Below are 25,583 nucleotides of genomic sequence, written 5' to 3'. Positions count from 1 at the left end.
CCTGCCACCGACAGCGGTAAGAGTTTCGTTCGGACCCTGGCGTGACGGGGACGCGCGCGGGTATCTTGCAGGAGACCGAACAAATCCCGGGATCCCCAGCCCGGGCCGAAGAGCAACGAGGCCTTCATGACCGATCGATCGACACCCAGCGCGGCTGCCCCCGGCCGCTCGCTCGCCAGGACCTCGCCAGCGCGCTCGCGCGTGGTCGCGGCCTCCGCCGTCGTCGGGGCGCTCGCCCTCACGGCCGCCACCTTCGCGTCGCCCGCCGCGGCGGCGCCCCAGCCCACGGCCAAGCCGGCGGCCTCCGTCGCCGGGCCGTCGGACATCAACGGGTTCCGCAGCGTCGGCTACGTCATGGCCGACTCGCGCGTCACCCGCGACTTCCACGTGGCCGACCTCGTGCGCACCGGAGCGATCGAGGACCTCACCCACATCAACTACGCGTTCGGCAACGTCACGACCGACCTGGTGTGCGACATCGCCGACGTCCCCGGCGAGGGCGACCCCCTCAACGACTTCGTCGCGGAGGTGCCCGCCGCGGACTCCGTCGATGGCAAGGCCGACAAGCCGGGCCAGAAGCTCGCCGGCAACTTCAACCAGCTCAAGAAGCTCAAGGCCGTCAGCCCGGAGACGAAGATCCTCGTCTCCCTCGGCGGCTGGACCTGGTCGGACAACTTCTCCGAGGCGGCGTCCACGGCCGAGGGTCGTACGCGGCTCGTCGACTCGTGCCTCGACCTCTACATCGACGGCAACCTGCCGGTCGTCGACGGCAAGGGCGGCCCCGGCGTCGCGGCCGGCATCTTCGACGGCATCGACATCGACTGGGAGTGGCCGGTCACCGGTGGCGAGACGGCGAACGTCCGCCCGGAGGACAAGGAGAACTTCCTGCTCCTCATGGAGGAGTTCCGTGCCGAGCTCGACGCGCGCGGCGCGACGACGGGCCAGGACTACCTGCTGACGGCGTTCGCGCCCGCGGGCGGCTGGAACGCCGGCCAGGGCGGCTGGCTCGACCCGCGCCTGTTCGCGGTCGTGGACTTCCTCAACGTCCAGGGCTACGACTTCCACGGCGGCTGGGTCCCGAACAAGACGGGCCACCAGGGCAACCTGCACCCCGACGGCGCGGAGAACTGGGGCCTCGGCCTCGACGGCGCGCTCGGCATGTACGTGAAGGCGGGCGCGGACCCGTCGCAGATCAACGCGGGCCTCGCGGCCTACGGCCACGGCTGGTACGGCGTCAAGGACGGCACGAAGGGCTGGCAGCCCGCCGCCGGGTACGTCGGCACGAAGACGTACGCCGAGCTGCGCTCGTTCGGCGGGAAGAAGTTCTTCGACCCGAAGATCGGCGCGAGCTGGCTGTACAACGGCGACCAGTGGTGGAGCTACGACGACCCGGCGTCCGTGACGGCGAAGGCCGAGTTCGTCGCGACGCAGGGCTACGGCGGCGCGATGTGGTGGGACCTCTCCGGCGACTACCGCAACGAGCTCGGCGACGCCCTGGGCTCGACGCTGCGCGCGGCGACCCCCGGTCCCGGCGTGGCCGAGGAGTGCGCGGTGCCCTGGTACGGCACCGGCGTCTACACCGGTGGTGAGGTCGTCTCGCACGAGGGCTCGGAGTACAAGGCCCAGTGGTGGACCCGCAACCAGGAGCCGGGTGCCAGCAACGCCTGGAAGAAGATCGGCCCCTGCGGCACCGCGCCCGAGGTCGAGGCGGCGGTCTGCGCCCCGGCCTGGTCGCGCGAGGCCGTCTACACCGGCGGCCAGACCGTGTCCCGCGCCGGCGTGAACTACACGGCCCAGTGGTGGACGAAGGGCGAGCTCCCCGGTTCCGTGACGTGGGGCTCGTGGGACCCGGTGGGTCTGTGCGCCTGAGCTGACGGCTGGTCCGGGTGCCGCGCGCGCCCGGACCGCCCCCGCACGACGACGGGGTGCCGGGAGCGCGTCCCCCCGGGGTCTCAGCGCTTCGAACGCAGGTCGCGGCGCAGATAGTGCCACGCGAGGACGCAGCACACGATGCCGTTGAGGAGCCCCACGACGACGTCCGCCGGCCCGTGGGCGCCGCGGTAGAGCCGCGAGAGCCCCACGCCGAGCGGCACGAGGCAGCACAGCACCGTCACGACGACGCGCAGGACCGGGTTCGTGATGCGCTGCGCGAGCAGGGCGAGCGTCAGGTAGAACGCCGCCGACGCGCCCGTGTGCCCCGAGGGGAAGCTGGACGTCGGGGGCGCCTCGTCGAGCCGCGAGACGTCGGGCCGCTCGCGCCCCACGACGATCGACGACGTGAGGAAGATCAGCGCCTGCAGTGCGACGGCGAGCGCGGGCACGAGGGCGAACCACCACTGCCGGGTGCGCCACCACACGAGCGCGACGGTGAGCAGCGTGCCGCCGATGATGAACTCGGTCGTGCCGATGAGGGAGAGCACGTCGGTGACGGTGTCCCAGAACGGCGTGCGCCGTTGCTCGAACCACCGGTTGACCGCGACCTCGCCCGGCAGGTCGCCGAGCGGTCCGGTGACGAGGAAGCCCGTCGCGACGATGACCACCCACAGCACCGCCCCCGGGAGGAACGCCCGCAGACCGACGTCGCGCAGCACCTCCTTCGCCGTGGGGCGGGTCGTGTCCAGCTCGTAGCGGTGCACGAAGGGTTGCATCAGACCTCGTTCCTGGGAGTGTCACCGGAGGGACGGCCGGACCGCGCGGCGGTCCACCCGTGGTAGCCGACGGCGGACGCCCCCGCGACCGCGCCGCCGAGGAGGATCCCGCCGACGACGTCGGACGGGTAGTGCGCGCCGAGCAGCACGCGGTCGGCCGCGGTGACGAGGGCGAGCGCCGTCGCACCGCCGACCACCGCGACGCGGCCTCGCCGCCCGAGCAGCGGCCAGACGAGCACGCTGAGCGTCACCCCGACGGCCGCCGCGTTCATCGCGTGCCCGGAGGGGAAGCTCGCGCCCGGCACGGTCGACACGGCGTCCTCGAGGACGGGCCGCGCGCGGCCGACGACCTCCTTCGCGCCGAGGCCGAGAGCCCACGCGCCCCAGATCGTCCCGGCCGCCCAGGCCGCGCGCGACCCGAGCCCGTGGCGTCGCCACGCCCAGACGCACACGCCCATCGCGGCGAGGTTCATCCACCGCGCGGCGAGCGCCTCCTGCCCCACGAGGAGCGCGCGCTCGAGCGCGGGGCGCTCGCCGGCGAACCGCGTCGCCGCGGCGACGGCGGCGCGGTCGGCGTCGACGACGACCCCCGACTCCGCGCGCACGAGCCAGGCGAGCGCGAGCACGGGGAGCGAGGCCGCGACCCCGTACGCCGCCGCCCGCCACAGGGCGCGGTACGGGGTCCGGTCGGCTGGCACCCCCGGACAGTAGCGGCACCCCCGTGACGTCGCGCGCGGGAGCGGGTGCCTCGCGTCAGGCGGGGAGCGCCGCGACCGCCTCGATCTCGACGAGCGCGCCCGGCCGCCCGATCCCGACCCGCAGGACGGTCACGGCGGCGGGGTGCGGGCCCCAGACCTCGCCGACGGCGGCGAAGCCCTCCATGAGGTCGGCCTCGGGGTCGAGGTAGACGGCGAGCCGCGCGACGTCCTCTGGCCCGGCGCCTGCCTCGGCCAGCACGGCGAGGACGTTGCGCAGCGCCTGCGCCGTCTGGGCCGCGATGCCGCCCTCGACGATCGCGCCCGCGGCGTCCGTGCCGTTCTGCCCGCCGACGTAGAGCGTGCGGCTCGTCTCGACGATGGTGCCCTGCGAGAACGCGGGGTTGCGGTGCAGCCCGGGCGGGTTGAGGTGCGTGACGCTCTGCGTGGCCATGGTCGTCCCCTTCTGCGGTCCCGGTCCTGGTGCTGCCGACGCTACGCCGTGCCGCCGACAGACCCCCGACAGGCCCCCGGACACGACCCCGAGACGCCCTCGGCGGGTGGTCCGCGCGGCCCCGACGGGCCGGTCCGGCGTCGGCTGTGTAGGAAGGAGGGGTGAAGCAGTCAGCAGGGCTCGTGCTCTACCGGTTCCGTGCCGACGTCGTCGAGGTGCTCCTCGGGCACATGGGGGGCCCGCTGTGGGCGCGCAAGGACGCGGGCGGGTGGACGATCCCCAAGGGCGAGGTGGAGCCGGGGGAGGACGAGCACGCGGCGGCGCTGCGCGAGTTCGCGGAAGAGCTCGGCGTCCCGGCTCCCGCCGGCGCGGCACCGGACCTCGACCTCGGCACGGTGCGCCAGCGCGCGGGCAAGCTCGTCGCGGCGTGGGCGCGGGAGGCGGACCTCGACGTCACGACGATCGCGAGCAACACGTTCGCGCTGGAGTGGCCGCCGCGCTCGGGACGCATGCAGGAGTTCCCGGAGCTCGACCGGGCCGGCTGGTTCGCGCTCGCGCGCGCCCGCGGGCTCGTCGTCGCGGGTCAGGTCCCGCTGCTGGACCGGCTGGAGGAGCTGCTCGCGCGCGAGCCGGCGCGGAGCACGACGACCGAGGGATGACGAGAGCCCGGGACCGCGGTCCCGGGACCGTCGAGCGGGAGACGTCAGCCGAGCAGGTAGGGCGCCGCGGCGAAGCCTGCGGCGAGCCCGACGAGCGCGACGGCGACGGCGGACAGGTGCGAGCGGCGCGCACGGCTCGCGGTACGGCGGGCTGCGTCGGTCACGGTGGTCATGACGGTCCTCTCGTGGGGGGCGGTTCCAGGGAGAGGGACCACGTCAGACGCGATCCATGACGCGAAACCCGGCCGTCGTGGCGCGATCTGCGTCACACCGCGGCGGCCGAAACGCGCCAACCCTGGTGCAGCATCGTGCACCAGGGTTGGTCGGCTCGCGCGGCGGAGCCCCGAGGGGGCCCGCCCGGAGGGTCAGGCGCGCAGGACGAGCGCGTCCCCCTGCCCGCCGCCGCCGCACAGCGCCGCCGCGCCGACGCCGCCCCCGCGGCGACGGAGCGCGAGCGCGAGGTGCAGCGCGAGCCGAGCGCCCGACGCGCCGACCGGGTGGCCGAGCGCGATGGCGCCGCCGTCGGCGTTGACGACGTCCGCGTCGATGCCGAGGTCCGCGACGGACTGCAGCGCGACGGCGGCGAACGCCTCGTTGATCTCCACGAGGTCGAGGTCCGCGGCGGCGATCCCCTCGCGCTTCACAGCGGCCTCGATGGCCCGCGCCGGCTGGGAGTGCAGCGAGTTGTCGGGTCCCGCGACCTGGCCGGCCGCGCCGATCTCGGCGAGCCACGGCAGGCCGTTGCGCTTCGCGAAGGCGCGGCTCGCGACGACGACCGCCGCCGCGCCGTCGGACAGGGGCGAGCTCGACCCGGCGGTGATGGTCCCGTCCTGCACGAAGGCGGGGCGCAGGCGCTCCAGGGCCTCGAGCGTCGTGTCGGCGCGCACGCCCTCGTCGTGCTCGACGACGACCGGCTCGCCCCGCCGCTGCGGCACCTCGACGGGGGCGATCTCCTCGGCGAGACGCCCGGCGTCGCGCGCCGCGGCGGCCCGCTGGTGCGAGCGCAGCGCGAACGCGTCCTGCTCGGGGCGGCCGATGCCGCGCGTCACGCAGCCGCGGTCGGTGAGCTCGCCCATGACCTCGCCGCTGAACGGGTCGTTCAGGCCGTCGTGCGTGAGCGAGTCGGCCATCGTCACGTCCCCGAACGCGAACCCGGAGCGCGACCCGACGACGAGGTGCGGCGCGTTCGTCATGGACTCCTGGCCGCCCGCGACGACGACGCTCGCCTCGCCCGTGCGGACCAGCCGGGCCGCGTCGATGATCGCGGTGAGGCCCGAGAGGCACAGCTTGTTGATCGTCACGGTGGGCACGTCCCAGCCGAGGCCCGCGAGGATCGCGGCCTGGCGCGCGGGGCCCTGCTTGGCGCCCGCCTGCACGACCTGCCCGACGATCACCGTGTCGACCTGCTCCGGCGCGACGCCCGCGGCCGCGAGCGCGCCGCGGATCGCGTGCGCGCCGAGCTCGGCCGCCGAGAGCGAGGCGAGCGCGCCGCGGAAGCGCGCGAACGGGGTGCGCGCGCCGTGCAGGAGGACCGGGGTGACCTCGTCCTCGGGGGTGACGGCGGCGGCGTCGGGCAGGGGGCTGGCGTCGGTGCTCATGGGACTCCGATCCGGGAGGGCGAGGAGACGGGGCGAACAGGAAGGAGCCCCGGCGCCGCGAGGAGGGGCGAGCGGCGCCGGGGAGCGGGGGGAGGGCGTGCGCCCTCGGGCCCGTCAGACGAACGCGGAGACGCCCGTGATGTCGCGCCCGACGATGAGCGCCTGGACCGACTCGGTGCCCTCGTACGTGTGCAGGGCCTCGATGTCGGCGAAGTGCCGCGCGACGCGGTTCTGGAGCAGGATCCCGTTGCCGCCGAGCAGGTCGCGCGCGCTCGCCGCGACCTCGCGCGCCCCGCGGGTGCACGTGTACTTCGCGAGCGACGCCTGCGGGCCGGTGAGCGTCCCCGCCTCGTCGAGCCGCGTCATCTGCGCGACGAGGAGCTGGAGCTGCGTGATCGTCGAGAGCATCCGCGTGAGGCGCTCCTGCACCATCTGGTTCGCGGCGAGCGGGCGCCCGAACTGGACGCGCTGCTTCGCGTACGCGACCGCGGCCTCGTAGCACGCGACCGCGTGCCCGACGGCGGCCCACGCCACCCCGAGGCGCGTCGCGAAGAGCACGCGCGACGTGTCCTTGAACGACCGCGCGCCGGGCAGGGCGTTCTCGGCGGGGACGAACACGTCGTCGAGCACGACGTGCGCCTGCCAGATCGCGCGGAGCGACACCTTGCCGGTGATGGTCGTGCCCGTGTAGCCCGGGTTGTCCTGCGGCACGACGAACCCGTGGACCTGGCCGTCGCCGTCGTCGCCGACGAGGCGCGCCCACACGACCGTGATGTGGCCCGACGACCCGTTGCCGATCCACTTCTTCTCGCCGTTCAGCACGTAGCCCTCGACGCCGTCGCGCGTCTCCTTGCGCGCCGTCGTCTCGAGCGAGACGGAGTCCGAGCCGTGGGTGGGCTCGGTGAGCGCGAACGCGCCGAGGATCTCCCCGCGCGCCATGGGCTCGGCGTACTTCGCCCGCTGCTCGTCGGAGCCGAGCATCTGGATGCTGCGCAGCGCGAGACCGCCCTGGACGCCGCAGATCGTCGCGACGGAGCCGTCGCCGCGCGACATCTCCATCGCGGCGAGGCCGGCGGCGAGCTGGCTCACGTGCGGACGACCGTCGACGTCGACGCCGTCGCGCAGCAGGTCGAGCTCGCCCATGCGCTTGACGAGGTCGAACGGGACCTCGGCGCGCTCCCAGTAGTCGTCGATGACGGGCAGCACCTCGTCCTGGACGAACTGCCGGACGCGCTGCAGGTGGGCGCGGTCCTCCTCGGTCGCGTCGGCGAACGCGCCGGCGTAGTCGAGGTCGAGCGGGGTCGCGAGGTCGTAGGTGGGCTCGGTGACGCCGGGCATGATCGGGGTGGTGGGCATCGGTGCTCCCCTGGGAGGGCGGCTGCGGTCGGTCGACCGTCCTCGACGCGGTTGCCCGGGGTGCGGGCCCGGCGTCGGCGGCGGTCCCTCCCATAGTGCAGCGATACCCCGTCTCAGTCAATCGAGACGGGGTATCGGTGTGGGTGGGGTCGGGTGACCGGCGGGTCAGGCGGGCGCGCCCGCCGCCGCGGCGTCCGCCTCGGCAGCGGCGGCCGCGCGGCGGTTGACGCGCCACCACACGAAGAACCCGACGAGCGTGAACGCGCCGTAGAACACGTACATGAACGCGGACGCGTAGAAGCCGGCCGAGATCAGCAGGGGCACGCCCACGACGTCCACGGCGACCCAGATGAGCCAGAACTCGACCCAGCCCTTCGCCATGCCGTACGTCGCGAGCAGCGAGCCCATGAAGATCCACGCGTCGGCCCAGACGGGCTCGTACGACTCGAGCGCGCGGAAGACCGGGGTCAGGAGGGCCGTGCCGCCGACGAGCGCGACGACGAGGAACACGCGCTGGCGCCACGACGCCCAGCGCGGCACGACGGCGACGCCGTGGCTGTCCGCGTCGGCGTCGCCGAGCCGCGCCTGGGTCTTGCGCCACTGCACCCACCCGTAGACCGACACGACGACGAACATCACCTGGCGGCCCGCCTGGCCGAGCAGGTTGACCGGGTTGGGCGTCGCGAACACCGCGCCGAGGAACACCGTGAGCAGCAGCAGGTTGCCGACGATGCCCACGGGCCACGCCCACACCTTGCGCCGCATGCCGCCCAGCGCCGACGCCAGGCCGAACCCGTTGCCCACGATCTCGCGCCACAGCAGATGCTGGTCGCCGATCGTCAGCTGCGCGTCGAACAGCGCGTGGATCAGGTCCATCGGATGTCCTCGTCCTCCCGGGCACGGGCGCTCCGGGGTGAGGGCGGGCGGCCGGGCCGGGCCACGAGGGCCCGACGGCGTCGCTCACCACGGCGAGACCGCGCCCCGTCGCGCGGGCTCGCGAGAGCCCGGCCGAGGACGGCCGCGCCGCACGTGCTTCCTCCCATCCGGACTGTCACCGTCGGTCCTGGAGTTCCACCAGGTCAACCGCGCGTGGGCGCGGGTCGCGGACTGTCACCGCCGGCTCGGAATTGCACCGACCCCGGAGCACGTTCGTGCGTACTGCGTTCTGCAACCGCCGATGCTACTCGCGCATTCCCCGGGCACGGGACTCGCACCGCACCGTCCCACGGACTGAAACACGATGCGACCCTGCGCCGCCGAGCAGGTGGTCCTGGTCCGTCCGCGGGCGCAGACGAACCAGGACCACCTGCTCGGCGGGGCGGGGCGGGAGGGGTCAGGCCAGGGCGTCGCGGACGGCGCGCGCGACGTCGTCCGCGACGCCCTGCGCGTCCGCGTCCGCGTCCACCACGGTTACGACGACGCGCCGCGCCGCGGGCACGCCGTCCCCGCTGCGCTCCTGGGCGGCGGCGTCGGGCGCGGCGTACCGGCCGACGGCGGCGCGGCGCAGGTCCGCGAACGCCTCCTCGAGCTGGGGGCGCAGGTCCTGCTCGGGGGAGCGCAACCACCGGCGCAGGAGCGCGTTGTGCACGGCGACGACGGACGCCGCGAACGCGATGGACGCTGTCGACCGGCGCTCGTCCGGCGGGAGCGCGTCGCGCAGGTACGCGGTGAACGCGCGCTCGTAGCGGTGGGTCGTGACGAGCTCGCGGTCGCGCAGCGCCGGCACCTGCTGGAGGAGCTGCCAGCGGGCGAGTGACGTCTCGCGCTGCCCGACGTGGTGGTCGAACACCAGCCGCGCCGCGCGGCACACCTCGAGGTACGGGTCGACCGTCGGGTCGGGCGTGAGGTGCCCCTCGGCGTCGGGCACGGGCCGCGTCGCGGCGAGCATGACGACGACCTCGTCGAGCAGGAGCTCGTGGTCCGCGAAGACCACGTCCTCCTTGGACCCGTAGCGGCGGAAGAAGGTGGCGCGGCTGACCTGGGCGGCGTCGGCGATCTCCTCGACGGTCGTCTGCTCGTACCCCTTGCGGGTGAAGAGCTCGATCGCTGCGTCGACGGCCTGGGCATGGGTGCGGCTGCGGACGTCGGTCATGCACCGGACGGTACACCGGTACCCGGCGCTCGCCCGGCCCGGGGCGGTGGCCCTGGGGCGGCGCCGGGTGCGAGGCTGGGGCCATGCCGGACCAGCCTCGCGTGCACGCGATCCACGTCGCGAAGGCCCGTCGGCTGCCGACGCGGGTCGTCGCGTCGGTCGAGGCGGAGGAGGGCAAGGGCCTCGTCGGTGACCGGTACCACGGGTCGAAGCACCGGCACGTGACGATCCAGACGCTCACCGACCTGGCGGCGGCCTCCGCGGACCTCGGGCAGGAGATCGACCCCGGTCTCACCCGGCGCAACGTCACGCTCACCCACGGCGACCTGCCCACGAAGCCGGGGTCGTTCCTGCGGATCGGGGACGTCGAGCTCCAGGTGCTCCGGATCGCCGCGCCGTGCCGGCTGCTCGACGACTGGATCGCGCCCGGCGCGATGCGCGCGATGCACACGCGGGGCGGCGTCGTGTGCCGGCTGCTGTCGTCCGGCACGGTCCGGGCGGGCGACGTCGTGGTGTGGGACGCGGCGGCCGCCGGCGAAGCCTGAGCCCCGGGGCGGCCTCCGGCCCGACGGTGGCCGGGCGCGTGCCGTCGGCAGCGGCGCCCGTGCTTCGACGGTAGACCTGTGGCGGCGCCCGCGTCGACGGCTGGAGCGGGTGAGACCGCGGGCGTCGGGGAGATCCCTGGTGCGCGGGCCGTGGGCGCCGGACCGAGGGTCAGCCGCCGAGGAACGCCTTCATCGCGAGGGTCGAGAAGAGCACGGCTCCTGCGGCCACGGCCAGGGCGACGACCCAGCCGTTCGCCCGCTCGACCGGGGGGACGGCGGGCCGACGCGCGGGGGCCGCGCCCCGCCGTCGGGCCCGGGACGCGCGGCGCGCGGTGAAGCGCAGGCCGCGCGCTGCCGCGCGGGCGGACGGCTGGTCGGGTGCGCCGTCGTGGGCGGGGAACGCGGTGTCCCGGGCGGGGGTGGGGGTCACGGTGCGCCTCCGGAGGTTGGCCGGCGCCGCTGACCGGCGCCGTACCGACAGTCTGTCCCGCGGCGCACCCCGGGCGCGTCGCCCGTCCGGTGGATCCTGCGGCCCGCCGGGGTGCGACCTCCGGATGACGAGCGCGTGGTCCTCGTGGCCCGCGAGGTGCACGCTCTCGCACCGCCGGCCGCACGGGCGACCCCACGGCCGACCGCACGGCGGCCCGGACGAGCGACCGCCCGGCGGTCAGCGCGGGGCGTTCTCCTGGTACCGGGGCCGGCCGCCCCGGGCGGCGCGCTGCAGGTAGCGGACCTCGCGCAGCGCGACGGCCGCGGCGACCACCAGCGGGACCCACGCCCAGACGCGGCCGCGCAGCACGAGCACGAGGCACACGACCGCGACGACGATCCCGCCGAGCACGGTCGCGACGCTCGCCCAGCGCACGCCGCTCCGGACGTCGTCGGCCCGCTGCCACCAGCGGCGCAGCCGCTCGCCGAGGCCGGGGCGGGGTGCCGGCCCCGGGCTGACGCTCATGCGCGGGCCTCGCGCGTGAGGGCGACGCCCTCGATGCTGCGGACGGCCATGCGGAGCGCGTCGGCGCGCGAGATCTCGCCGTCGTCGGCCATGGACCACGCGTTGAAGAGCATCCACCACAGGGTGCGGACGATCCACGCCACGCTGAGCTGGTCGTCGACGACGCCGGCCTCCTGCCCGCGGCGCAGCAGCTCCCGCACCGGCTCCTCGGCCTGCTCGGACTCGGCCCAGAACGCGGACTCGGCGTCGGCGAGCTCGGTGAACAGCACCATGTACCAGGGGCCGAGGTCGAAGTACTCGAAGGCGAGGCGGCGCAGCGCGGAGGCCGGGGGTCCGTCGTCGAGCCGCGCGGCGGCGATCGCCGCGCGCGTGCGCTCGACGGTCTCGGCACCGATCGCCTCGACGAGGTCGGCACGCTCGGGGAAGTAGCGGTGCAGGGTCGTGCGGCCCACCTGGGCGGCCTGCGCGACGTCGCCGAGCGACGCGGACTTGTCCGTGCTGAGCACCGAGACGGCCGCGTCGAGGATCGCGCGGCGGGTCCGGGTGCGGGTGCCGCTCGTGGGCGGCTCGTCGGGAGCCGCTCGGGAGGGCGTGGCCGCGGGGGTGCTCCGCGCGCTCGTTCGTGCCGTCACGCGGCCCACGATAGCCCGCGTCGTGACGGAACGCCGCTTGTCACGGATGGAACACCCATGTTCCACTAGGGGCGTCGAGCGCCCCGGCGCACGACCTCTCGCGCCGCGTCAACGACGGTTGACACGAGAGAGGATGTCAACCATGGTTGACGACATGTCCCCGACCTCCACCACGCCCGAGGCCCCACCCGCTCCTCGCGACGCCACCCCTCGGGGCCCGTTCCTCCCGCGCCTCGCGGTGCTGTGGCAGTTCGTCCGCCCGCACCGCCGGACCCTGCTGCTCGGCCTCGTGCTCGGGCTCGGGACGACGGCCGCCACCCTCGCGACGCCGATGGTGACCAAATGGGTGCTCGACACGCTCGGCACGGGGGAGTCGCTGACCCCGGCCGTGCTCACGCTCGTCGGGCTGCTCGTCGTCGGGCTCGTGCTCGGGCTGTGGCAGTGGGTCCTGCTCGGCACGCTCGCCGAGCGCGTGGTGCTCGACGCGCGGTCGTCCATGGTGCGGCGCTTCTTCCGCGCCCGGATCGGCGCGCTCACCGGCCGTCCGACGGGCGAGCTCGTCACGCGCGTCACGTCCGACACGGTGCTGCTGCGCGAGGCGGCGTCGTCGAGCCTGGTCAACCTCGTGAACCTGGCGGTGTCCCTGGTCGGGACGGTCGTCCTCATGGGCGTGCTCGACCTCGTCCTGCTCGGCACGACGCTCGGGGCGATCGTCGTCATCGGCGTCCTCGTGGGCGCCCTCATGCCCCGCATCGCGAAGGCGCAGGAGAAGGCGCAGGAGTCGCTCGGCAGCCTCGGCGGCACGCTCGAGGGTGGGCTGCGCGCGATCCGCACGATCAAGGCGAGCCGCGCGGAGGGGCGCCAGATCGACCGGGTGCTCGACGACGCGCAGGACTCCGCGCGCCACAGCGTGCGGGCCGTGCGGACCGAGGCGGTCGCCTGGAGCATCGCCGGGGGCGGCATCCAGCTCGCGATCATCGTCATCCTCGCGCTCGGCGCCTGGCGCGTGGACCAGGGGCTCCTGGCCGTGTCGAGCCTCGTCGCGTTCCTGCTCTACGCGTTCCAGATCGTCGAGCCCGTCACGGGGCTGACCATGAACGTCACCCAGCTCCAGGCCGGCATCGCGGCCGCGGGGCGGATCCGCGAGGTCCAGGCCATCGAGCCGGAGGAGGACGACGACCCCGCCGCGCGTCGGCCGGCCGGGGTGGGCGCGGCGTCGGGCACGGCGGCCCCGCACGACGCGCCGCGGCTGTCGCTGCGCGGCGTCACCGCGCGCTATCTGCCGGGCGGCGAGCCCGTGGTGCGCGACCTCGACCTCGACGTGCCGTCGCGCGGGCAGGTCGCGATCGTCGGCCCGTCCGGGGCGGGCAAGACCACGACCTTCTCGCTCCTGCTGCGCTTCCTGCAGCCCGAGTCGGGGCGGATCCTCCTCGACGGCGTGCCCTACGACGACCTCACGTTCGACGACGTGCGGCGCCGCTTCGCGTACGTCGAGCAGGAGACCCCCGTCGTGCCGGGCACCATCCGCGAGAACCTGCGCCTCTCCGACCCCGCCGCGACCGAGAAGGCGATGTGGGCGGCGCTCGCGCAGGTGCGTCTCGACGCCAAGGTGCGCTCGCTGCCCGACGGCCTCGACACGTCGCTCGTCGGGACGACCGTCTCGGGTGGCGAGCGCCAGCGCGTCGCCCTCGCGCGCGCCGTCCTGCACGCGCCCGACGTGCTGCTCCTCGACGAGGCCACCGCCCAGGTCGACGGGCTCACCGAGGCGGCCGTGCACGCCGTCATCGAGGACCTGGCCCGCGACCGCGCCGTCGTGACCATCGCGCACCGCCTGTCCACGGTCATCGACGCCGACGTCATCCTCGTCATGGAGGACGGCCGCGTCCGCGCGCGCGGCACGCACCCCCAGCTCCTCGCGACCGACGAGCTCTACCGCGAGCTCGTCGCCGCCCTCCGCATCGCCACCGAGGAGGCCCCCGCACCGCGCTGACCCGGGTGCGGCGATGAGTTCCGCGCCCGCCCGCGGTCGGACGTGTCGTCAGGACGGACGACGGCGGCCGCGGCGCACGCGGGCCGCGGAGGGTGAGGGCGGCATGGGGAACGTGACGTGCGACGTGGCGGTGTCGGTGGACGGGTACTCCTCGCGCCCCGACCAGACGCTGGAGCACCCGTTCGGCGCGGGCGTGGACCTGCACCGGTGGATGGTCGAGACCGCCGACGAGAACGCGGCGGAGATCGCCGCGATCGTCGACGCGGGGGCGTTCGTCATGGGCAGGAACATGTTCACGCCCGGGCGAGGGGAGTGGGACCCGGACTGGCAGGGCTGGTGGGGCCCGGAGCCGCCGTACCACGCGCCGGTGTTCGTGCTCACGCACCACCCGCGCGAGCCGCTCGTCCTGGAGGGCGGGACGACGTTCTTCTTCGTCACCGACGGCGTCGCGTCAGCCGTCGCGCAGGCGCGGGAGGCCGCGGGGGACCGGGACGTCGCGATCGCGGGCGGGGCCGCGACCATCAACCAGGTGATCGCGGCGGGGCTGCTCGACGAGCTCCGGCTGCACGTCGTGCCCCAGGTCCTCGGCCACGGCGACCGCGTGCTCGACGGCGTCCCGCCCCTCGCGCTCGAGACCGTCGCCGTGCGGGCGGCGTCCCAGGTGACCCACGTGACCTACCGCGTGCGGGGGCCGCTCGGCTGACGCGTCTCCCGGCGGGCGGCTGTCCCGGCAGGGGACTCAGCCGAGCACGGCGAGGAGGAGCGGCGCCGCGACGACCAGCACGACCACCGATCCGAGCACGACGACCCGCCGCCACGGGCCGACGTCGTCCCGCGCCCGGCGCTCGCGCGTCCGGTCGGTCCACGCCGCGCCGTCGTACCAGCGCTCGCTCCCCGAGCCCGGTGCGTCCGCGTACCACCCCGCCGGTGCCTTGCGCACGTCGCCTCCTCGCGTCCCGGTCCGGTGAGCCCTCGCACGACATGTGTCGCGGGCCCTCTGTCTCTGACACGCAGCGACGCCCCGAGAGGTTCCACCCGAGCGGGAGGACGTGCCGGAGGTGCGGCACACTGTGCGCGTGGAGAACACTCCCGAGGCGTGACGGCCTGTGCCCTACAGCCCGGCGACCTGCGCGGCGCCGTCGGTCGCGATCTGCTCGAACACGCGCTCGTCGGCCGCGAACTGGGTGCCCGGGATGGGTCGGTGGACGACGATCTCCGTGATGCCGACCTCTGCGTACCCGCGCGCCGTCTCGACGAACGCGTCGACCGACTCCAGCGCGGGGTCGGGCGTGAAGCCCGTGAGCAGGATGCGCTCCACCGACCCCGGGTCGCGACCGGCGTCGCGGCACGCGGCGTCGAGCCGCTCCACCTGGTCGCGGACGGCGGCCCGCGACTGCGCCGGGGTCGCGTCGTCCCCGAGGCGGCCGTCGCCCGTCGTCACCCACGCCTGCCCGTAGCGCGCGGCCAGCCGCAGCCCGCGCGGGCCGGTCGCGGCGACGGCGAACGGCACCCGGGGCGACTGGACCGGCCCGGGGATGGTCCGCGCCTCGTGCGCCCGGTAGTGACCCTCGACGTGCGTGACGGCGGGCTCGGTGAGCAGGCGGTCGAGCAGGATCGTGAAGTCGCGCAACCGGTCGGCGCGCTCCCGGGCCGACCACGGCTCGCCGCCGAGGACCGTCGCGTCGAAGCCCGTCGTCCCCGCGCCCAGGCCGACGGTCACGCGCCCGCCCGACAGGTCGTCGAGCGTCATGACGTCCTTCGCGAACGTCACCGGCTCGCGGAAGTTCGGCGACGACACGAGCGTGCCCAGCCGCACCCGCTCGGTGACGCCCGCCGCGGCGGCGAGCGTCGGGACCGCGCCGAACCACGGGCCGTCGCGGAACGACCGCCACGACAGGTGGTCGTACGTGTAGGCGGCGTGGAACCCGAGGTCGTCGGCGGACCGCCACACGTCCCGGCCCTCGCGCCACGGGTAGATCGGCAGGATCACGGTGCTCACGCGCATGGTCGCCAGCCTAGGGACAGCGGCCCACGCTGTCCGCCTGCCGGGTGTATCGCAGGAACGGCGTGGTCGTCCCCTCCGGGCACAGGTCGACGTCCGTGGCGAGCGCCCGGCCCGTCTGCGCGAGGAAGCGGCAGACCGCGTCGAGGGTGTGCTGGTCGTGGATCTCCCGGGCGTCGACGTCGAAGGCGATCTCGTCGTCGGGCCACAGGAACAGGTTGACGGAGACGCCGGGGGCGAGGCGGACGAAGGCCGTCGGGAGCGCGTGGTCCGCGGCGCGGTGGAGTGCGCCACCGTCCCACGGCCGGCCGTCCCGCTCGACGGACCAGCCGAGCGCGCGGTACCGCTCGACGAGCCGCGCGCCGTCGGACGCCCGGCTGCCGCGCACGAACCCGTCCGGCAGGCGCCCCTCGACGCTCTCGTCGAAGGACCTCGCGAGGTCACGCCAGAGGATGCGCACGCGGCGAGACTAGCGGGCGCCGGTCACGTGCCCCGTCTACCGTGGCGAGGTGATCCAGCACACCGTTGCCTTCCGCCTCGTCCACCCCGCCGGCAGCGCGGAGGAGGCCGAGTTCCTCGGCACCGCCCGCACGACGCTCACCGGGGTCCCGGGCGTCCGGGACTTCACCGTCTCGCGCCAGGTGAGCCCGAAGAGCCCGCTGACGTTCCAGTTCTCCATGGTGTTCGACGACGACGCCGCGTACGCCGCTTACGACGCCCACCCGGACCACCGCCGCTTCGTCGCTGAGCGGTGGATCCCCGAGGTCGCGGAGTTCCAGGAGCTCGACCTCGTCCCTCTGGCGGACTGACCGCACCGCGTCCGCCGTGACCAGCGAGGGAGGACGTCCGGGCGCGAGGTAGAGCTCTGCGCGTCCTCGTTCGCGACCGCACGTCCTACCTCGCGGAAGGGCGTCGTGCGGGCGGGGGCGGGCGCGCGGTGTGGCAGGGTGACGGCATGACCCAGATCGACCTGCGCATCTTCACCGAGCCCCAGCAGGGCGCGTCGTACGACGACCTCCTCGCTGTCGCGAAGGCCACCGAGGACCTCGGTTTCGACGCCTTCTTCCGCTCCGACCACTACCTCGTCATGGGCGACGGCGACGGGCTGCCCGGCCCGACCGACGCCTGGACGACGCTCTCCGGCCTCGCCCGCGAGACGAGCCGCATCCGGCTCGGCACGCTCGTGTCGTCGGCGACGTTCCGCCACCCCGGCGTGCTCGCGATCCAGGTCGCGCAGGTCGACCAGATGTCGGGCGGCCGCGTCGAGCTCGGCCTCGGCGCGGGCTGGTACGCCCGCGAGCACGAGGCGTACGGCATCCCGTTCCCGGAGAAGCGGTTCGGGATCCTCGAGGAGCAGCTCGCGGTGATCACCGGGCTGTGGGAGACGCCGGTCGGCGAGACGTTCTCCTTCAGCGGCGAGCACTACACGCTCACGGACTCCCCGGCCCTGCCGAAGCCCGCGCAGGAGCGCGTCCCGGTGATCGTCGGCGGCCACGGGCCCCGGCGCACCCCGGCGCTCGCGGCCCGGTACGCCAGCGAGTTCAACGCGGCGTTCCCCGACCCGGGCGTCCTGCCCGACCGGTTCGAGAACGTGCGCGCCGCGTGCCTCGACGCCGACCGCGACCCCGACTCGCTCGTGTACTCGGCGGCGTTCGTCGTCGCGGTGGGCAAGGACGAGGCGGAGTTCCGCCGTCGGGCCGACGCGATCGGGCGCGAGCCCGACGAGGTCCGCCGCAACGGCCTGGCCGGCACGGTCGGCGAGGTCGCGGACAAGATCGCGGCCGCCGCGGAGCAGGGCGCGACGCGCTTCTACCTCCAGGTGCTCGACCTGCACGACCTCGACCACCTGGAGCTTGTCGCGAGCGAGGTCGTGCCGCAGCTGCCGTGACGCCCGTGCCCACGGGTCGCCCCGGAAACACCGCCGTGACGTCGGGCCACTACCCTGCACCGGGGGTTTTTTCACACGGGCTTCACGGACGGGAGAGACATGAGCGCCATCGGGTGGCGGTTGCACGGTGACGGGAAGACGGTCCGACCGGGGGACGTCGTCGACCCGGACGAGCGTCTGACCTGGCCGCGGACCATCGGGATCGGGATGCAGCACGTCGTCGCCATGTTCGGCGCGACGTTCCTCGTGCCGCTCCTCACGGGCTTCTCGCCCGCGACGACGCTGTTCTTCTCGGCGATCGGCACGGTCGGGTTCCTGCTCATCACGCGGAACCGCCTCCCGAGCTACCTCGGGTCGAGCTTCGCGTTCATCGCGCCGATCGGTGCGGCGACCGCGTCCCAGGGCCAGTCGGTCGCGGTCGGCGGGATCCTCGTCACGGGCCTCGTGCTCGCGGCCGTCGGCCTCCTGGTCCACGTCGCGGGCGCGCGGTGGATCGACGTCGTCATGCCGCCGATCGTCACGGGCACGATCGTCGCGCTCATCGGGCTCAACCTCGCCCCGGCGGCGTGGGGCAACTTCCAGCAGGCGCCGGTCACGGCCGTCGTCACGCTCGCCGCGATCATCCTCGTGAGCGTCCTGTTCAAGGGGATCCTCGGGCGGCTGTCGATCCTCGTCGGCGTGGTCGTCGGCTACGTCGTGGCCGTGATCCAGGGCGAGGTGTCGTTCGACGCGGTGCGCAAGGCTGCCTGGGTCGGGCTCCCGGAGTTCGTCACGCCGACGTTCGACGTCGCCGTGCTCGGCCTGTTCGTCCCGGTCGTGCTCGTGCTCATCGCGGAGAACGTCGGGCACGTGAAGTCGGTCGCCGCGATGACGGGCAAGAACCTCGACGACCTCACCGGTCGCGCGCTCTTCGCCGACGGCCTCGCGACGACGTTCGCGGGGGTCGGCGGCGGCTCGGGCACGACGACGTACGCCGAGAACATCGGGGTCATGGCGGCCACGCGCGTGTACTCGACCGGGGCGTACTGGGTCGCCGCGGCGACCGCGCTGGTGCTCTCCCTGTCGCCGAAGTTCGGCGCGCTCATCGCGACGATCCCGGTCGGCGTCCTGGGCGGTGCCGCGACCATGCTCTACGGCATGATCGGAATCCTCGGCGCGCGCATCTGGGTGCAGAACAAGGTCGACTTCTCCGACCCGGTCAACCTCACGACCGCGGCCGTGCCGCTCGTCGTCGGCATCGCCAACTTCACGTGGGCCGTGGGCGACCTGACGTTCGAGGGGATCGCGCTGGGCACCGCCGCGGCGCTCGTGATCTACCACGTGATGCGGAACCTCTCGCGGTGGCGCGGCACGACGCAGGAGCCCGCGAGCCCGGCGTCGGCCCCCGGGGGCGACGAGCCCGCCGTCCACGAGACGGTCGAGGACGCCCGCTGACGCGACGCGCGGGAGCGGCCTCCTCGGAGGCTTCACGAAGACGACGGCCCGGCAGGCGCGAGCCCGCCGGGCCGTCGGCTAGAGGCGCAGGCCCAGGACGAGGCCCTCGGCGACGTCGAGCCGGGTGAAGCCGAGGTGCTCGTAGAAGCCGATCGCGGACGCGTTGTCCTCCGCCACGCCGAGGTGCACCCCGGGCGACCCGGCGGCGCGCAGCGCGTCGAAGAGCACCTCCATGAGGCGGCGGCCGTTGCCGCCGCCCTGGGCCGACGGCAGCAGGTCGACGTGCAGGTGCGACGGGTAGTCGTCGAGCACGGACGGGTCCGTGCGGTGCGGGCGGTGGATCTGCTCGACGAGCGCCTCGTCGCGCGACCCCGCGGTGAAGCTCCCGAGGGGGTAGCGCTCCCGGAGCGGCGGCCACCACTTGCGCTCGCACCGGTCCTCGAACGCGGCGGTGTCGCGGGCGCCGAGCACGTAGCCGGCCACGACGCCGTCGGCCTCGACGACGGACGCCAGCTGCGGCTCGAGCGCGAGGTACGCGCCGAGGTAGACCTCGCCGAGCAGGCGCGGGTCGGTGTAGAGCCCGCTCGCGTCGGCGCCGGACGCACCGGTCCGCAGGCAGATCTCGTACAGGCGGTCGACCTCGGCGGGGTCGGTGGTCCGGGCGGGCCGGAGGGGCAGGGTGCTCATGGGTACCGTTCGGCGGTCAGGAGGCCCGGCGGGCGCCGGGCCGGGACGTGCTAGCCCTCGGCAGGGGGCACGGGCAGCGGGCGGGGCGTGATCTCCTCGATCGGCACGCAGCCCGCGCGGCTCTCGAGCGGGACGTCGCCGGACAGGCCGACGAGCTCCGGGTCCACGATGTTCTCGAAGTCGGCGCCCACGTAGAGGTCGACGGTCGCGTCCTCGCGCGCGTCGAGCACGAGGCCCGGGTTCTCGTAGTGCGCGGCGAGGGTGTACGCCTGCGCGACGCCCGCGGCACCGAAGTGGATCTGCGTGCGCGACACGACGTCGGACTTCCCGTCGCCGTCGAGGTCCGGGGCGTTGCCCGTCGAGAGCACCGCGAACCCGCGCGACGTGAGGATGTCCTGGTTGAGCCGGCCCAGCGGGTCGTCCTTGCCGGACGCGTTGTAGACGTTGACCTGGATGTCGCCCGTGGCGACGGGCAGCGTGCCGTCCGCGAGGCAGGGGACCTTGACGTCCGCGAGGTCGTCGACGGCCTCGGGCGAGGACAGCTCCCGGTCGAACGGCGCCTCGATCGCCCCGGTGTACACGGCGAGCGCGCCGATCCCGACGACGGCGAGCGCCGCGATGAGCAGCCCGAACACGACGGCCTGGCGCTCGTGCATGCGCCGGCGGCGGACGGCGCGCGCGGTGTCGGGGCGGAGTGTCACGCCAGCAACCTACCGGACCGGCCGCTCATCGCAGCGTCAGCACGCGCGCGTGCAGGATCGCCCGCTGCTGCAGGGCGGCGCGGACGGCGCGGTGCAGGCCGTCCTCGAGGTAGAGGACGCCGTCGAACTCGACCACGTGCGCGAAGAGGTCGCCGAAGAACGTGGAGTCCTCGGCGAGGAGCGCGTCGAGGTCGAGCGTGCGCTTGGTGGTGACGAGCTCGTCGAGGCGCACCTGACGCGGGGGCACCTCCGCCCAGTCGCGGGCGGTGACCCGGCCGTGGTCCGGGTAGGGGCGCCCGTCGCCGACGGCCTTGAAGATCATGCGGGACATCCTAGGTGCCCGACGGCGGCCGCCGCCCCCGATGGCGGGGCGTCGGTCACGCACTCGTCACGAACTCCCCACGGGAACCGACGGGCTCGTCCGCGACCGCCCGGACCGACGGCCGACCGTCAGGAGATCGTTAGCGTCGCGCCCCGGCCCGTATGGGTCCCGTGAGGACGGGCTCCGCCGTCCCGGAGCGGGTGTTCGATCGTCGTCGGCGCCCCGTCCGGTGGGTGCCCGGCCGCCCGACAGGGGGCCGTCGGTCTCGACCTGGGGACGTCTCGTGCTCGACATCGTCTACGTGCTCGGCGTGATCGCCGTGTTCGTGCTGGTCGCCGGAATCGGGAAGGCGGTGGAGAAGCTGTGATCGTGCTCGAGCTCCTCGCCGCGGCTCTCGGTGCGGCGGCGATCGTGTATCTCGTGGTGGCGCTCGTGAGACCGGAGCGCTTCTGATGACCTGGATCTTCGCGCTCCTCGCGCTCGGGACCGTCGCCCTGGTCCTCGCGGCGCTCTACCGCCCGCTGGGCGACCACATGGCGCGGGTCTACTCCTCGCCGAAGGACTGGCGGGTCGAGCGGGGCCTGTACCGCGTCCTGGGCGTCGACCCCCGCTCCGAGCAGACGTGGCCCGCCTACCTGCGCAGCATCCTCGCGTTCTCGGCCGTGGGTCTCGTGCTGCTCTACCTGCTCCAGCGCACGCAGCAGTGGCTCCCGTACTCGCTCGGGCTGCCCGCACCGTCGGAGCACCTCGCCTTCAACAACGCCGCGTCGTTCGTGGGCAACACGAACTGGCAGTCGTACTCGCCGGAGCAGACGCTCGGCTACACCGTGCAGCTCGCCGGGCTCGCGGTGCAGAACTTCGTGTCCGCGGCGGTCGGCATGGCGGTCGCCGTCGCGCTCGTGCGGGGCTTCGCATACCGCCGGGTCGGCACGATCGGCAACTTCTGGGTGGACCTCGTGCGCGGGTGCCTGCGCATCCTGCTCCCGATCTCCCTCGTCGGCGCGGTCGTGCTGCTCGTCGGCGGGGTCGTGCAGAACTTCGACGGCTTCACGCAGGTCACGACCCTCGCGGGCGGCACCCAGAGCGTGCCGGGCGGGCCGGTGGCCTCGCAGGAGGTCATCAAGCTGCTCGGCACGAACGGCGGCGGGTTCTTCAACGTGAACTCGGCGCACCCGTTCGAGAACCCGTCGGCGTGGACGAACGTCGTCGAGGTCCTGCTCATGCTCGTCATCCCGTTCTCCTTGCCGCGCACGTTCGGCCGCATGGTCGGCGACGACCGCCAGGGCTACGCGATCCTCGCGACGATGGGCGTGCTCTTCGTGGCGTCGTTCGTCGCGCTCACCGCGCTGGAGTCCGCCGGGAACGGCACCGCGCCGCAGCTCGCCGGGGGTGCGATGGAGGGCAAGGAGGCGCGGTTCGGGATCATCGGCTCGACCCTCTTCGCCACCACGAGCACCACGACGTCGACCGGCGCGGTCAACTCGATGCACGACTCCTACACGGCGCTGGGCGGGATGCTCCCGCTGCTCAACATGATGCTCGGCGAGGTCGCCCCGGGCGGCGTCGGCTCCGGGCTGTACGGGATGCTCGTGCTCGCCGTCATCGCGGTCTTCATCGCGGGCCTGCTGGTCGGTCGCACGCCGGAGTACCTGGGGAAGAAGATCGGGCCGCGCGAGATCAAGCTCGCGAGCCTCTACATCCTCGTGACGCCGACGCTCGTGCTCGCCGGCACGGCCCTGAGCTTCGCGATCCCGCCCGTGCGCGAGAGCGTCGAGACGGTGTCGATCTGGAACCCCGGCGTGCACGGCACGACCGAGGTGCTGTACGCCTTCACGTCCGCGGCCAACAACAACGGGTCGGCGTTCGCCGGGCTCACCGCGAACACCCCGTGGCTCAACACCGCGCTCGGCGTCGCGATCCTGCTCGGCCGGTTCGTGCCGATCGTCCTCGTCCTCGCGCTCGCGGGCTCGCTCGCGCAGCAGGACAAGGTGCCCGCCACCGTCGGCACGCTGCCGACCCACCGCCCCCAGTTCGTGGGGCTCCTGATCGGCGTGGTGGTCCTCCTCACCGCGCTCACGTACTTCCCCGTTCTCGCGCTGGGTCCCCTGGCTGAAGGGCTGCTGTAACCCATGTCCACGCTCACCCACCCCTCCCCGCGCGCCGTGCACCAGCCGGCCGCGACCACCGGCGGCCTCTTCACCTGGTCGCAGGTGCGCCAGGCGCTGCCCGGCGCGTTCCGCAAGCTCGACCCGCGCCAGATGTGGCGCAACCCCGTGATGTTCCTCGTCTGGGTCGGGGCAGCGCTCACCACCGTGATCGCGGTCGTCGAGCCGTTCCTCGGCGGCCCGGAGGAGTCGGGCGGCACGCCCGTCCCCGGGTCCTTCACCGCGGTCATCGCCGTGTTCCTCTGGCTCACGGTCCTGTTCGCCAACCTCGCGGAGTCGGTCGCCGAGGGCCGCGGCAAGGCCCAGGCCGACTCGTTGCGCCGGACCCGCACCGCGACCGTCGCGCACCGGGTCGCCGCGTACGACGAGACGGACGACCCCGGCGCCCTGCGCGCCCGCGCGGTCGAGGTGTCCTCGGCCGACCTGCGGCTGGGGGACGTCGTCGTCGTCGAGGCGGGGGAGCTGGTCCCCGGCGACGGCGAGATCGTCTGGGGCATCGCGTCGGTCGACGAGTCCGCGATCACGGGCGAGTCCGCGCCGGTGATCCGCGAGTCGGGCGGCGACCGGTCCGCCGTCACCGGCGGCACGCGCGTCCTGTCGGACCGCATCGTCGTGCGCGTCACCTCGATGCCGGGCGAGACGTTCGTCGACCGGATGATCGCGCTCGTCGAGGGCGCGAGCCGGCAGCGCACGCCGAACGAGATCGCGCTGAGCATCCTCCTCGCGTCGCTGTCGATCGTGTTCGTCGTGGTCGCCCTCACGCTCAACCCCGTCGCGTCGTACGCGGCGAGCCCCGTGAGCGTCGCCGTCCTCGTCGCGCTCCTGGTCTGCCTCATCCCGACGACGATCGGCGCGCTGCTCTCGGCGATCGGCATCGCGGGGATGGACCGCCTCGTGCAGCGCAACGTGCTCGCGATGTCCGGCCGCGCGGTCGAGGCGGCGGGCGACGTCACGACCCTCCTGCTCGACAAGACGGGCACCATCACCTACGGCAACCGGCAGGCCGCGCGGTTCGTCGCGCTGCGCGACGTCGACGAGCGCGAGCTCGTCCGCGCCGCCGCGCTGTCGTCCCTCGCCGACCCGACGCCGGAGGGCACGTCGATCGTCGAGCTCGCGCGCCGCGGGGGCCTCGACGTCGGGCCGACCGCGCCGGGCGAGATCGTGCCGTTCACGGCGCAGACCCGGATGTCGGGGCTCGACGAGCCGGACGGGACCCAGATCCGCAAGGGCGCCGGCTCCGCCGTGACGGCGTGGGTCGAGCAGGGCGGCGAGCGGGCGGCGTCGAGCGTGCTCGCGGAGCTCGACGACGTCGTGGAGGAGGTCGCGCAGTCGGGCGGCACGCCGCTCGTCGTCGCGGTGCGCACGCCCGACGGCGTGAGCCGCGTGCTCGGCGTCGTCCACCTCAAGGACGTCGTCAAGGAGGGCATCGCGGACCGCTTCGCCGAGCTGCGGTCGATGGGCATCCGGACGGTGATGATCACGGGCGACAACCCGCTCACCGCCGCCGCGATCGCGCAGGAGGCCGGCGTCGACGACTTCCTGGCCGAGGCCACGCCCGAGGACAAGCTCGCGCTCATCCGCGCCGAGCAGGAGGGCGGCAACCTCGTCGCCATGACGGGCGACGGCACGAACGACGCGCCCGCCCTGGCGCAGGCCGACGTGGGCGTCGCGATGAACTCCGGCACGTCGGCCGCGAAGGAGGCCGGCAACATGGTCGACCTCGACTCCGACCCGACGAAGCTCATCGACGTCGTGCGCATCGGCAAGCAGCTCCTCATCACGCGCGGGGCGCTCACCACGTTCTCGATCGCCAACGACGTCGCGAAGTACTTCGCGATCATCCCCGCGATGTTCATGGGCGTGTTCCCCGGCCTCGAGGTGCTCAACGTCATGGGCCTCAGCTCGCCGTCGTCGGCGGTGCTGTCGGCGATCGTCTTCAACGCGATCGTCATCGTGCTGCTCATCCCGCTCGCGCTGCGCGGCGTGCGGTACCGGCCGGCCGACGCCTCGACGATCCTCGGGCGGAACCTGCTCGTCTACGGCGTCGGCGGCCTCGTGGCGCCGTTCGTCGGCATCTGGCTCATCGACCTCGTCGTGCGCCTCCTCCCCGGCTACTGACCCGCACGACGACCAGGAGAACCCCATGAACACCACGGCACGCAGCACCGGGCGGGTCGTCTGGGTCGCGACCCGGGCGATGCTCGTCCTCACCCTCCTCCTCGGCGTCGGGTACACGCTCGTCGTCACCGGCGTCGGGCAGCTCGTCCTTCCGGCGCGCGCCGACGGCTCGCTCGTGCACGACGGCGCGGGCCGGGTCGTCGGGTCGGCCCTGCTCGGGCAGGCGTTCACCGACGCCGACGGCGACCCGCTGCCCGAGTACTTCCAGCCCCGGCCGTCGGCGGCGGGCGACGGGTACGACGCCGCGGCGTCGTCGGGCTCGAACCTCGGCCCCGAGAACGCGGACCTCGTCGCCGCGATCACGGAGCGGCGCGCCCAGGTCGCGGAGCTCGAGGGCATCGACCCGGCCGACGTCCCCGTGGACGCGCTCACGGCCTCGGGCTCCGGGCTCGACCCTCACATCAGCCCGGCCTACGCCGCCGTCCAGGTCGACCGCGTCGCGGCGGCGCGCGGTCTGACCACCGCGCAGGTCGAGGAGCTCGTCGCGCGGCACACTGGGGGACGTGCGCTGGGGTACCTCGGCGAGCCGACGGTGAACGTGCTCGAGCTCAACGTCGCCCTGGACCGGATCGGAGGCTGAGC

30 protein-coding genes and 1 riboswitch are annotated in these 25,583 nt (G+C 74.2%); of the genes, 13 read left to right on the top strand and 17 right to left on the bottom strand.

Going from position 1 to position 25,583, the window contains the following annotated elements:
- The first annotated feature begins 126 nt into the window (after positions 1–126).
- Positions 127–1,869: a glycosyl hydrolase family 18 protein gene (locus tag ACI769_RS15830; RefSeq protein WP_085387273.1), complete on the top strand. Its 1,743-nt coding sequence runs from the start codon at positions 127–129 to the stop codon at positions 1,867–1,869.
- 83 nt (positions 1,870–1,952) lie between these two features.
- On the opposite strand, the gene ACI769_RS15825 is transcribed toward ACI769_RS15830, so the two are convergent.
- From ACI769_RS15825 to ACI769_RS15815, 3 genes are read right to left on the bottom strand one after another with little or no spacing between them, the layout of a single operon-like run.
- On the bottom strand, positions 1,953–2,648 hold the full coding sequence (locus ACI769_RS15825; protein ID WP_085387274.1) for a phosphatase PAP2 family protein: 696 nt from the start codon (positions 2,646–2,648) through the stop codon (positions 1,953–1,955).
- Positions 2,648–3,346 carry a phosphatase PAP2 family protein gene (locus ACI769_RS15820; RefSeq protein ID WP_157446595.1) on the bottom strand — a complete coding sequence of 233 codons (699 nt, stop codon included), beginning with the start codon at positions 3,344–3,346 and terminating at the stop codon, positions 2,648–2,650. The genes ACI769_RS15825 and ACI769_RS15820 overlap by 1 nt, the downstream gene beginning before the upstream one ends.
- Before the next feature lie 55 nt (positions 3,347–3,401).
- Complete coding sequence (locus ACI769_RS15815) at positions 3,402–3,797, bottom strand: RidA family protein (RefSeq protein WP_085387275.1); 396 nt, start codon at positions 3,795–3,797, stop codon at positions 3,402–3,404.
- Between the two features lie 161 nt (positions 3,798–3,958).
- Here ACI769_RS15815 and ACI769_RS15810 point away from each other — a divergent pair, with 161 nt between their 5' ends.
- Positions 3,959–4,456: an NUDIX domain-containing protein gene (locus ACI769_RS15810; protein WP_043658711.1), complete on the top strand. Its 498-nt coding sequence runs from the start codon at positions 3,959–3,961 to the stop codon at positions 4,454–4,456.
- Between the two features lie 44 nt (positions 4,457–4,500).
- Here the strand turns inward: ACI769_RS15810 and ACI769_RS15805 are convergent, their stop codons facing one another.
- The 5 genes from ACI769_RS15805 to ACI769_RS15785 form a co-directional block, all read right to left on the bottom strand.
- On the bottom strand, positions 4,501–4,629 hold the full coding sequence (locus ACI769_RS15805) for a hypothetical protein (protein WP_255179672.1): 129 nt from the start codon (positions 4,627–4,629) through the stop codon (positions 4,501–4,503).
- Positions 4,630–4,821: 192 nt separating this feature from the next.
- Positions 4,822–6,054, bottom strand: coding sequence for an acetyl-CoA C-acyltransferase (locus ACI769_RS15800; RefSeq protein ID WP_211932829.1), 1,233 nt, complete (start codon positions 6,052–6,054; stop codon positions 4,822–4,824).
- A gap of 114 nt (positions 6,055–6,168) precedes the next feature.
- Positions 6,169–7,410 (bottom strand): acyl-CoA dehydrogenase family protein, encoded by a 1,242-nt coding sequence (locus ACI769_RS15795; RefSeq protein ID WP_171468394.1) that lies wholly within the window; start codon positions 7,408–7,410, stop codon positions 6,169–6,171.
- A gap of 165 nt (positions 7,411–7,575) precedes the next feature.
- Positions 7,576–8,286 carry a nicotinamide riboside transporter PnuC gene (pnuC, locus tag ACI769_RS15790; RefSeq protein WP_051027656.1) on the bottom strand — a complete coding sequence of 237 codons (711 nt, stop codon included), beginning with the start codon at positions 8,284–8,286 and terminating at the stop codon, positions 7,576–7,578.
- Positions 8,287–8,435: 149 nt separating this feature from the next.
- A riboswitch (FMN riboswitch) is annotated at positions 8,436–8,561 on the bottom strand.
- Between the two features lie 182 nt (positions 8,562–8,743).
- Positions 8,744–9,502 (bottom strand): TetR/AcrR family transcriptional regulator, encoded by a 759-nt coding sequence (locus ACI769_RS15785; protein ID WP_137280773.1) that lies wholly within the window; start codon positions 9,500–9,502, stop codon positions 8,744–8,746.
- An 83-nt stretch (positions 9,503–9,585) separates the two neighbouring features.
- Here ACI769_RS15785 and ACI769_RS15780 point away from each other — a divergent pair, with 83 nt between their 5' ends.
- A complete protein-coding gene (locus ACI769_RS15780; protein WP_409141933.1) occupies positions 9,586–10,047 on the top strand; it encodes an MOSC domain-containing protein in 462 nt (153 codons plus the stop codon).
- 169 nt (positions 10,048–10,216) lie between these two features.
- Here ACI769_RS15780 and ACI769_RS15775 read toward each other — a convergent pair whose 3' ends face one another.
- From ACI769_RS15775 to ACI769_RS15765, 3 genes are all read right to left on the bottom strand, one after another.
- Positions 10,217–10,477 (bottom strand): hypothetical protein, encoded by a 261-nt coding sequence (locus ACI769_RS15775; protein WP_043652259.1) that lies wholly within the window; start codon positions 10,475–10,477, stop codon positions 10,217–10,219.
- Between the two features lie 237 nt (positions 10,478–10,714).
- A complete protein-coding gene (locus ACI769_RS15770; RefSeq protein ID WP_232322700.1) occupies positions 10,715–11,002 on the bottom strand; it encodes a hypothetical protein in 288 nt (95 codons plus the stop codon).
- Positions 10,999–11,634: a TetR/AcrR family transcriptional regulator gene (locus ACI769_RS15765; protein ID WP_061268987.1), complete on the bottom strand. Its 636-nt coding sequence runs from the start codon at positions 11,632–11,634 to the stop codon at positions 10,999–11,001. The genes ACI769_RS15770 and ACI769_RS15765 overlap by 4 nt, the downstream gene beginning before the upstream one ends.
- Before the next feature lie 154 nt (positions 11,635–11,788).
- Between ACI769_RS15765 and ACI769_RS15760 the strand changes: the two genes are divergently transcribed.
- Positions 11,789–13,624, top strand: a complete 1,836-nt coding sequence (locus ACI769_RS15760) for an ABC transporter ATP-binding protein (RefSeq protein ID WP_409141932.1) — start codon at positions 11,789–11,791, stop codon at positions 13,622–13,624.
- A gap of 103 nt (positions 13,625–13,727) precedes the next feature.
- Entirely contained in the window at positions 13,728–14,327 is a 600-nt protein-coding gene (locus ACI769_RS15755) for a dihydrofolate reductase family protein (RefSeq protein ID WP_085387282.1), read from the top strand.
- A gap of 36 nt (positions 14,328–14,363) precedes the next feature.
- On the opposite strand, the gene ACI769_RS15750 is transcribed toward ACI769_RS15755, so the two are convergent.
- The 3 genes from ACI769_RS15750 to ACI769_RS15740 all read right to left on the bottom strand — a co-directional run bounded on the left by ACI769_RS15750 (position 14,364) and on the right by ACI769_RS15740 (position 16,086).
- Entirely contained in the window at positions 14,364–14,564 is a 201-nt protein-coding gene (locus tag ACI769_RS15750; protein WP_021482786.1) for a DUF2510 domain-containing protein, read from the bottom strand.
- A 171-nt stretch (positions 14,565–14,735) separates the two neighbouring features.
- Positions 14,736–15,629, bottom strand: a complete 894-nt coding sequence (locus tag ACI769_RS15745; protein WP_409141931.1) for an LLM class flavin-dependent oxidoreductase — start codon at positions 15,627–15,629, stop codon at positions 14,736–14,738.
- Between the two features lie 10 nt (positions 15,630–15,639).
- Positions 15,640–16,086 carry a hypothetical protein gene (locus ACI769_RS15740; RefSeq protein ID WP_043652274.1) on the bottom strand — a complete coding sequence of 149 codons (447 nt, stop codon included), beginning with the start codon at positions 16,084–16,086 and terminating at the stop codon, positions 15,640–15,642.
- Between the two features lie 49 nt (positions 16,087–16,135).
- On the opposite strand from ACI769_RS15740, the gene ACI769_RS15735 reads away from it, so the two are divergent.
- The 3 genes from ACI769_RS15735 (at position 16,136) to ACI769_RS15725 (ending at position 18,948) form a co-directional block, all read left to right on the top strand.
- Positions 16,136–16,435 (top strand): Dabb family protein, encoded by a 300-nt coding sequence (locus tag ACI769_RS15735; RefSeq protein WP_021480414.1) that lies wholly within the window; start codon positions 16,136–16,138, stop codon positions 16,433–16,435.
- 155 nt (positions 16,436–16,590) lie between these two features.
- Positions 16,591–17,514 (top strand): LLM class F420-dependent oxidoreductase, encoded by a 924-nt coding sequence (locus ACI769_RS15730; protein ID WP_409141957.1) that lies wholly within the window; start codon positions 16,591–16,593, stop codon positions 17,512–17,514.
- Between the two features lie 99 nt (positions 17,515–17,613).
- Complete coding sequence (locus ACI769_RS15725) at positions 17,614–18,948, top strand: uracil-xanthine permease family protein (protein WP_409141930.1); 1,335 nt, start codon at positions 17,614–17,616, stop codon at positions 18,946–18,948.
- A 78-nt stretch (positions 18,949–19,026) separates the two neighbouring features.
- Here ACI769_RS15725 and ACI769_RS15720 read toward each other — a convergent pair whose 3' ends face one another.
- Genes ACI769_RS15720 through ACI769_RS15710 form a run of 3 tightly spaced genes read right to left on the bottom strand, consistent with a single transcriptional unit; the run spans position 19,027 to position 20,658 of the window.
- Positions 19,027–19,635: a GNAT family N-acetyltransferase gene (locus tag ACI769_RS15720; RefSeq protein ID WP_409141929.1), complete on the bottom strand. Its 609-nt coding sequence runs from the start codon at positions 19,633–19,635 to the stop codon at positions 19,027–19,029.
- Positions 19,636–19,685: 50 nt separating this feature from the next.
- The gene (locus tag ACI769_RS15715) at positions 19,686–20,336 is read right to left on the bottom strand and encodes a LytR C-terminal domain-containing protein (RefSeq protein WP_043652283.1); all 651 of its coding nucleotides are present in this window, start codon (positions 20,334–20,336) and stop codon (positions 19,686–19,688) included.
- A 25-nt stretch (positions 20,337–20,361) separates the two neighbouring features.
- Positions 20,362–20,658: a type II toxin-antitoxin system VapB family antitoxin gene (locus ACI769_RS15710; RefSeq protein WP_021480409.1), complete on the bottom strand. Its 297-nt coding sequence runs from the start codon at positions 20,656–20,658 to the stop codon at positions 20,362–20,364.
- 229 nt (positions 20,659–20,887) lie between these two features.
- Between ACI769_RS15710 and ACI769_RS15705 the strand changes: the two genes are divergently transcribed.
- The 5 genes from ACI769_RS15705 to kdpC are packed head-to-tail and all read left to right on the top strand — an operon-like array spanning position 20,888 to position 25,581.
- Complete coding sequence (locus ACI769_RS15705; protein ID WP_163188684.1) at positions 20,888–21,025, top strand: hypothetical protein; 138 nt, start codon at positions 20,888–20,890, stop codon at positions 21,023–21,025.
- Entirely contained in the window at positions 21,022–21,111 is a 90-nt protein-coding gene (locus tag ACI769_RS15700) for a potassium-transporting ATPase subunit F (protein WP_061268977.1), read from the top strand. The genes ACI769_RS15705 and ACI769_RS15700 overlap by 4 nt, the downstream gene beginning before the upstream one ends.
- Positions 21,111–22,784 (top strand): potassium-transporting ATPase subunit KdpA, encoded by a 1,674-nt coding sequence (gene kdpA, locus ACI769_RS15695; RefSeq protein WP_409141928.1) that lies wholly within the window; start codon positions 21,111–21,113, stop codon positions 22,782–22,784. Before ACI769_RS15700 ends, kdpA begins: the two co-directional genes overlap by 1 nt.
- A 3-nt stretch (positions 22,785–22,787) precedes the next feature.
- Positions 22,788–24,941, top strand: coding sequence for a potassium-transporting ATPase subunit KdpB (gene kdpB / locus ACI769_RS15690; RefSeq protein ID WP_409141927.1), 2,154 nt, complete (start codon positions 22,788–22,790; stop codon positions 24,939–24,941).
- Between the two features lie 25 nt (positions 24,942–24,966).
- Positions 24,967–25,581 carry a potassium-transporting ATPase subunit KdpC gene (gene kdpC / locus ACI769_RS15685; RefSeq protein WP_194227199.1) on the top strand — a complete coding sequence of 205 codons (615 nt, stop codon included), beginning with the start codon at positions 24,967–24,969 and terminating at the stop codon, positions 25,579–25,581.
- Positions 25,582–25,583: the final 2 nt, after the last annotated feature.

This window comes from Cellulosimicrobium sp. RS, assembly GCF_046159675.1.
Taxonomy (GTDB): domain Bacteria; phylum Actinomycetota; class Actinomycetes; order Actinomycetales; family Cellulomonadaceae; genus Cellulosimicrobium; species Cellulosimicrobium funkei.
This window is presented reverse-complemented; position numbering and strand designations above follow the sequence as displayed.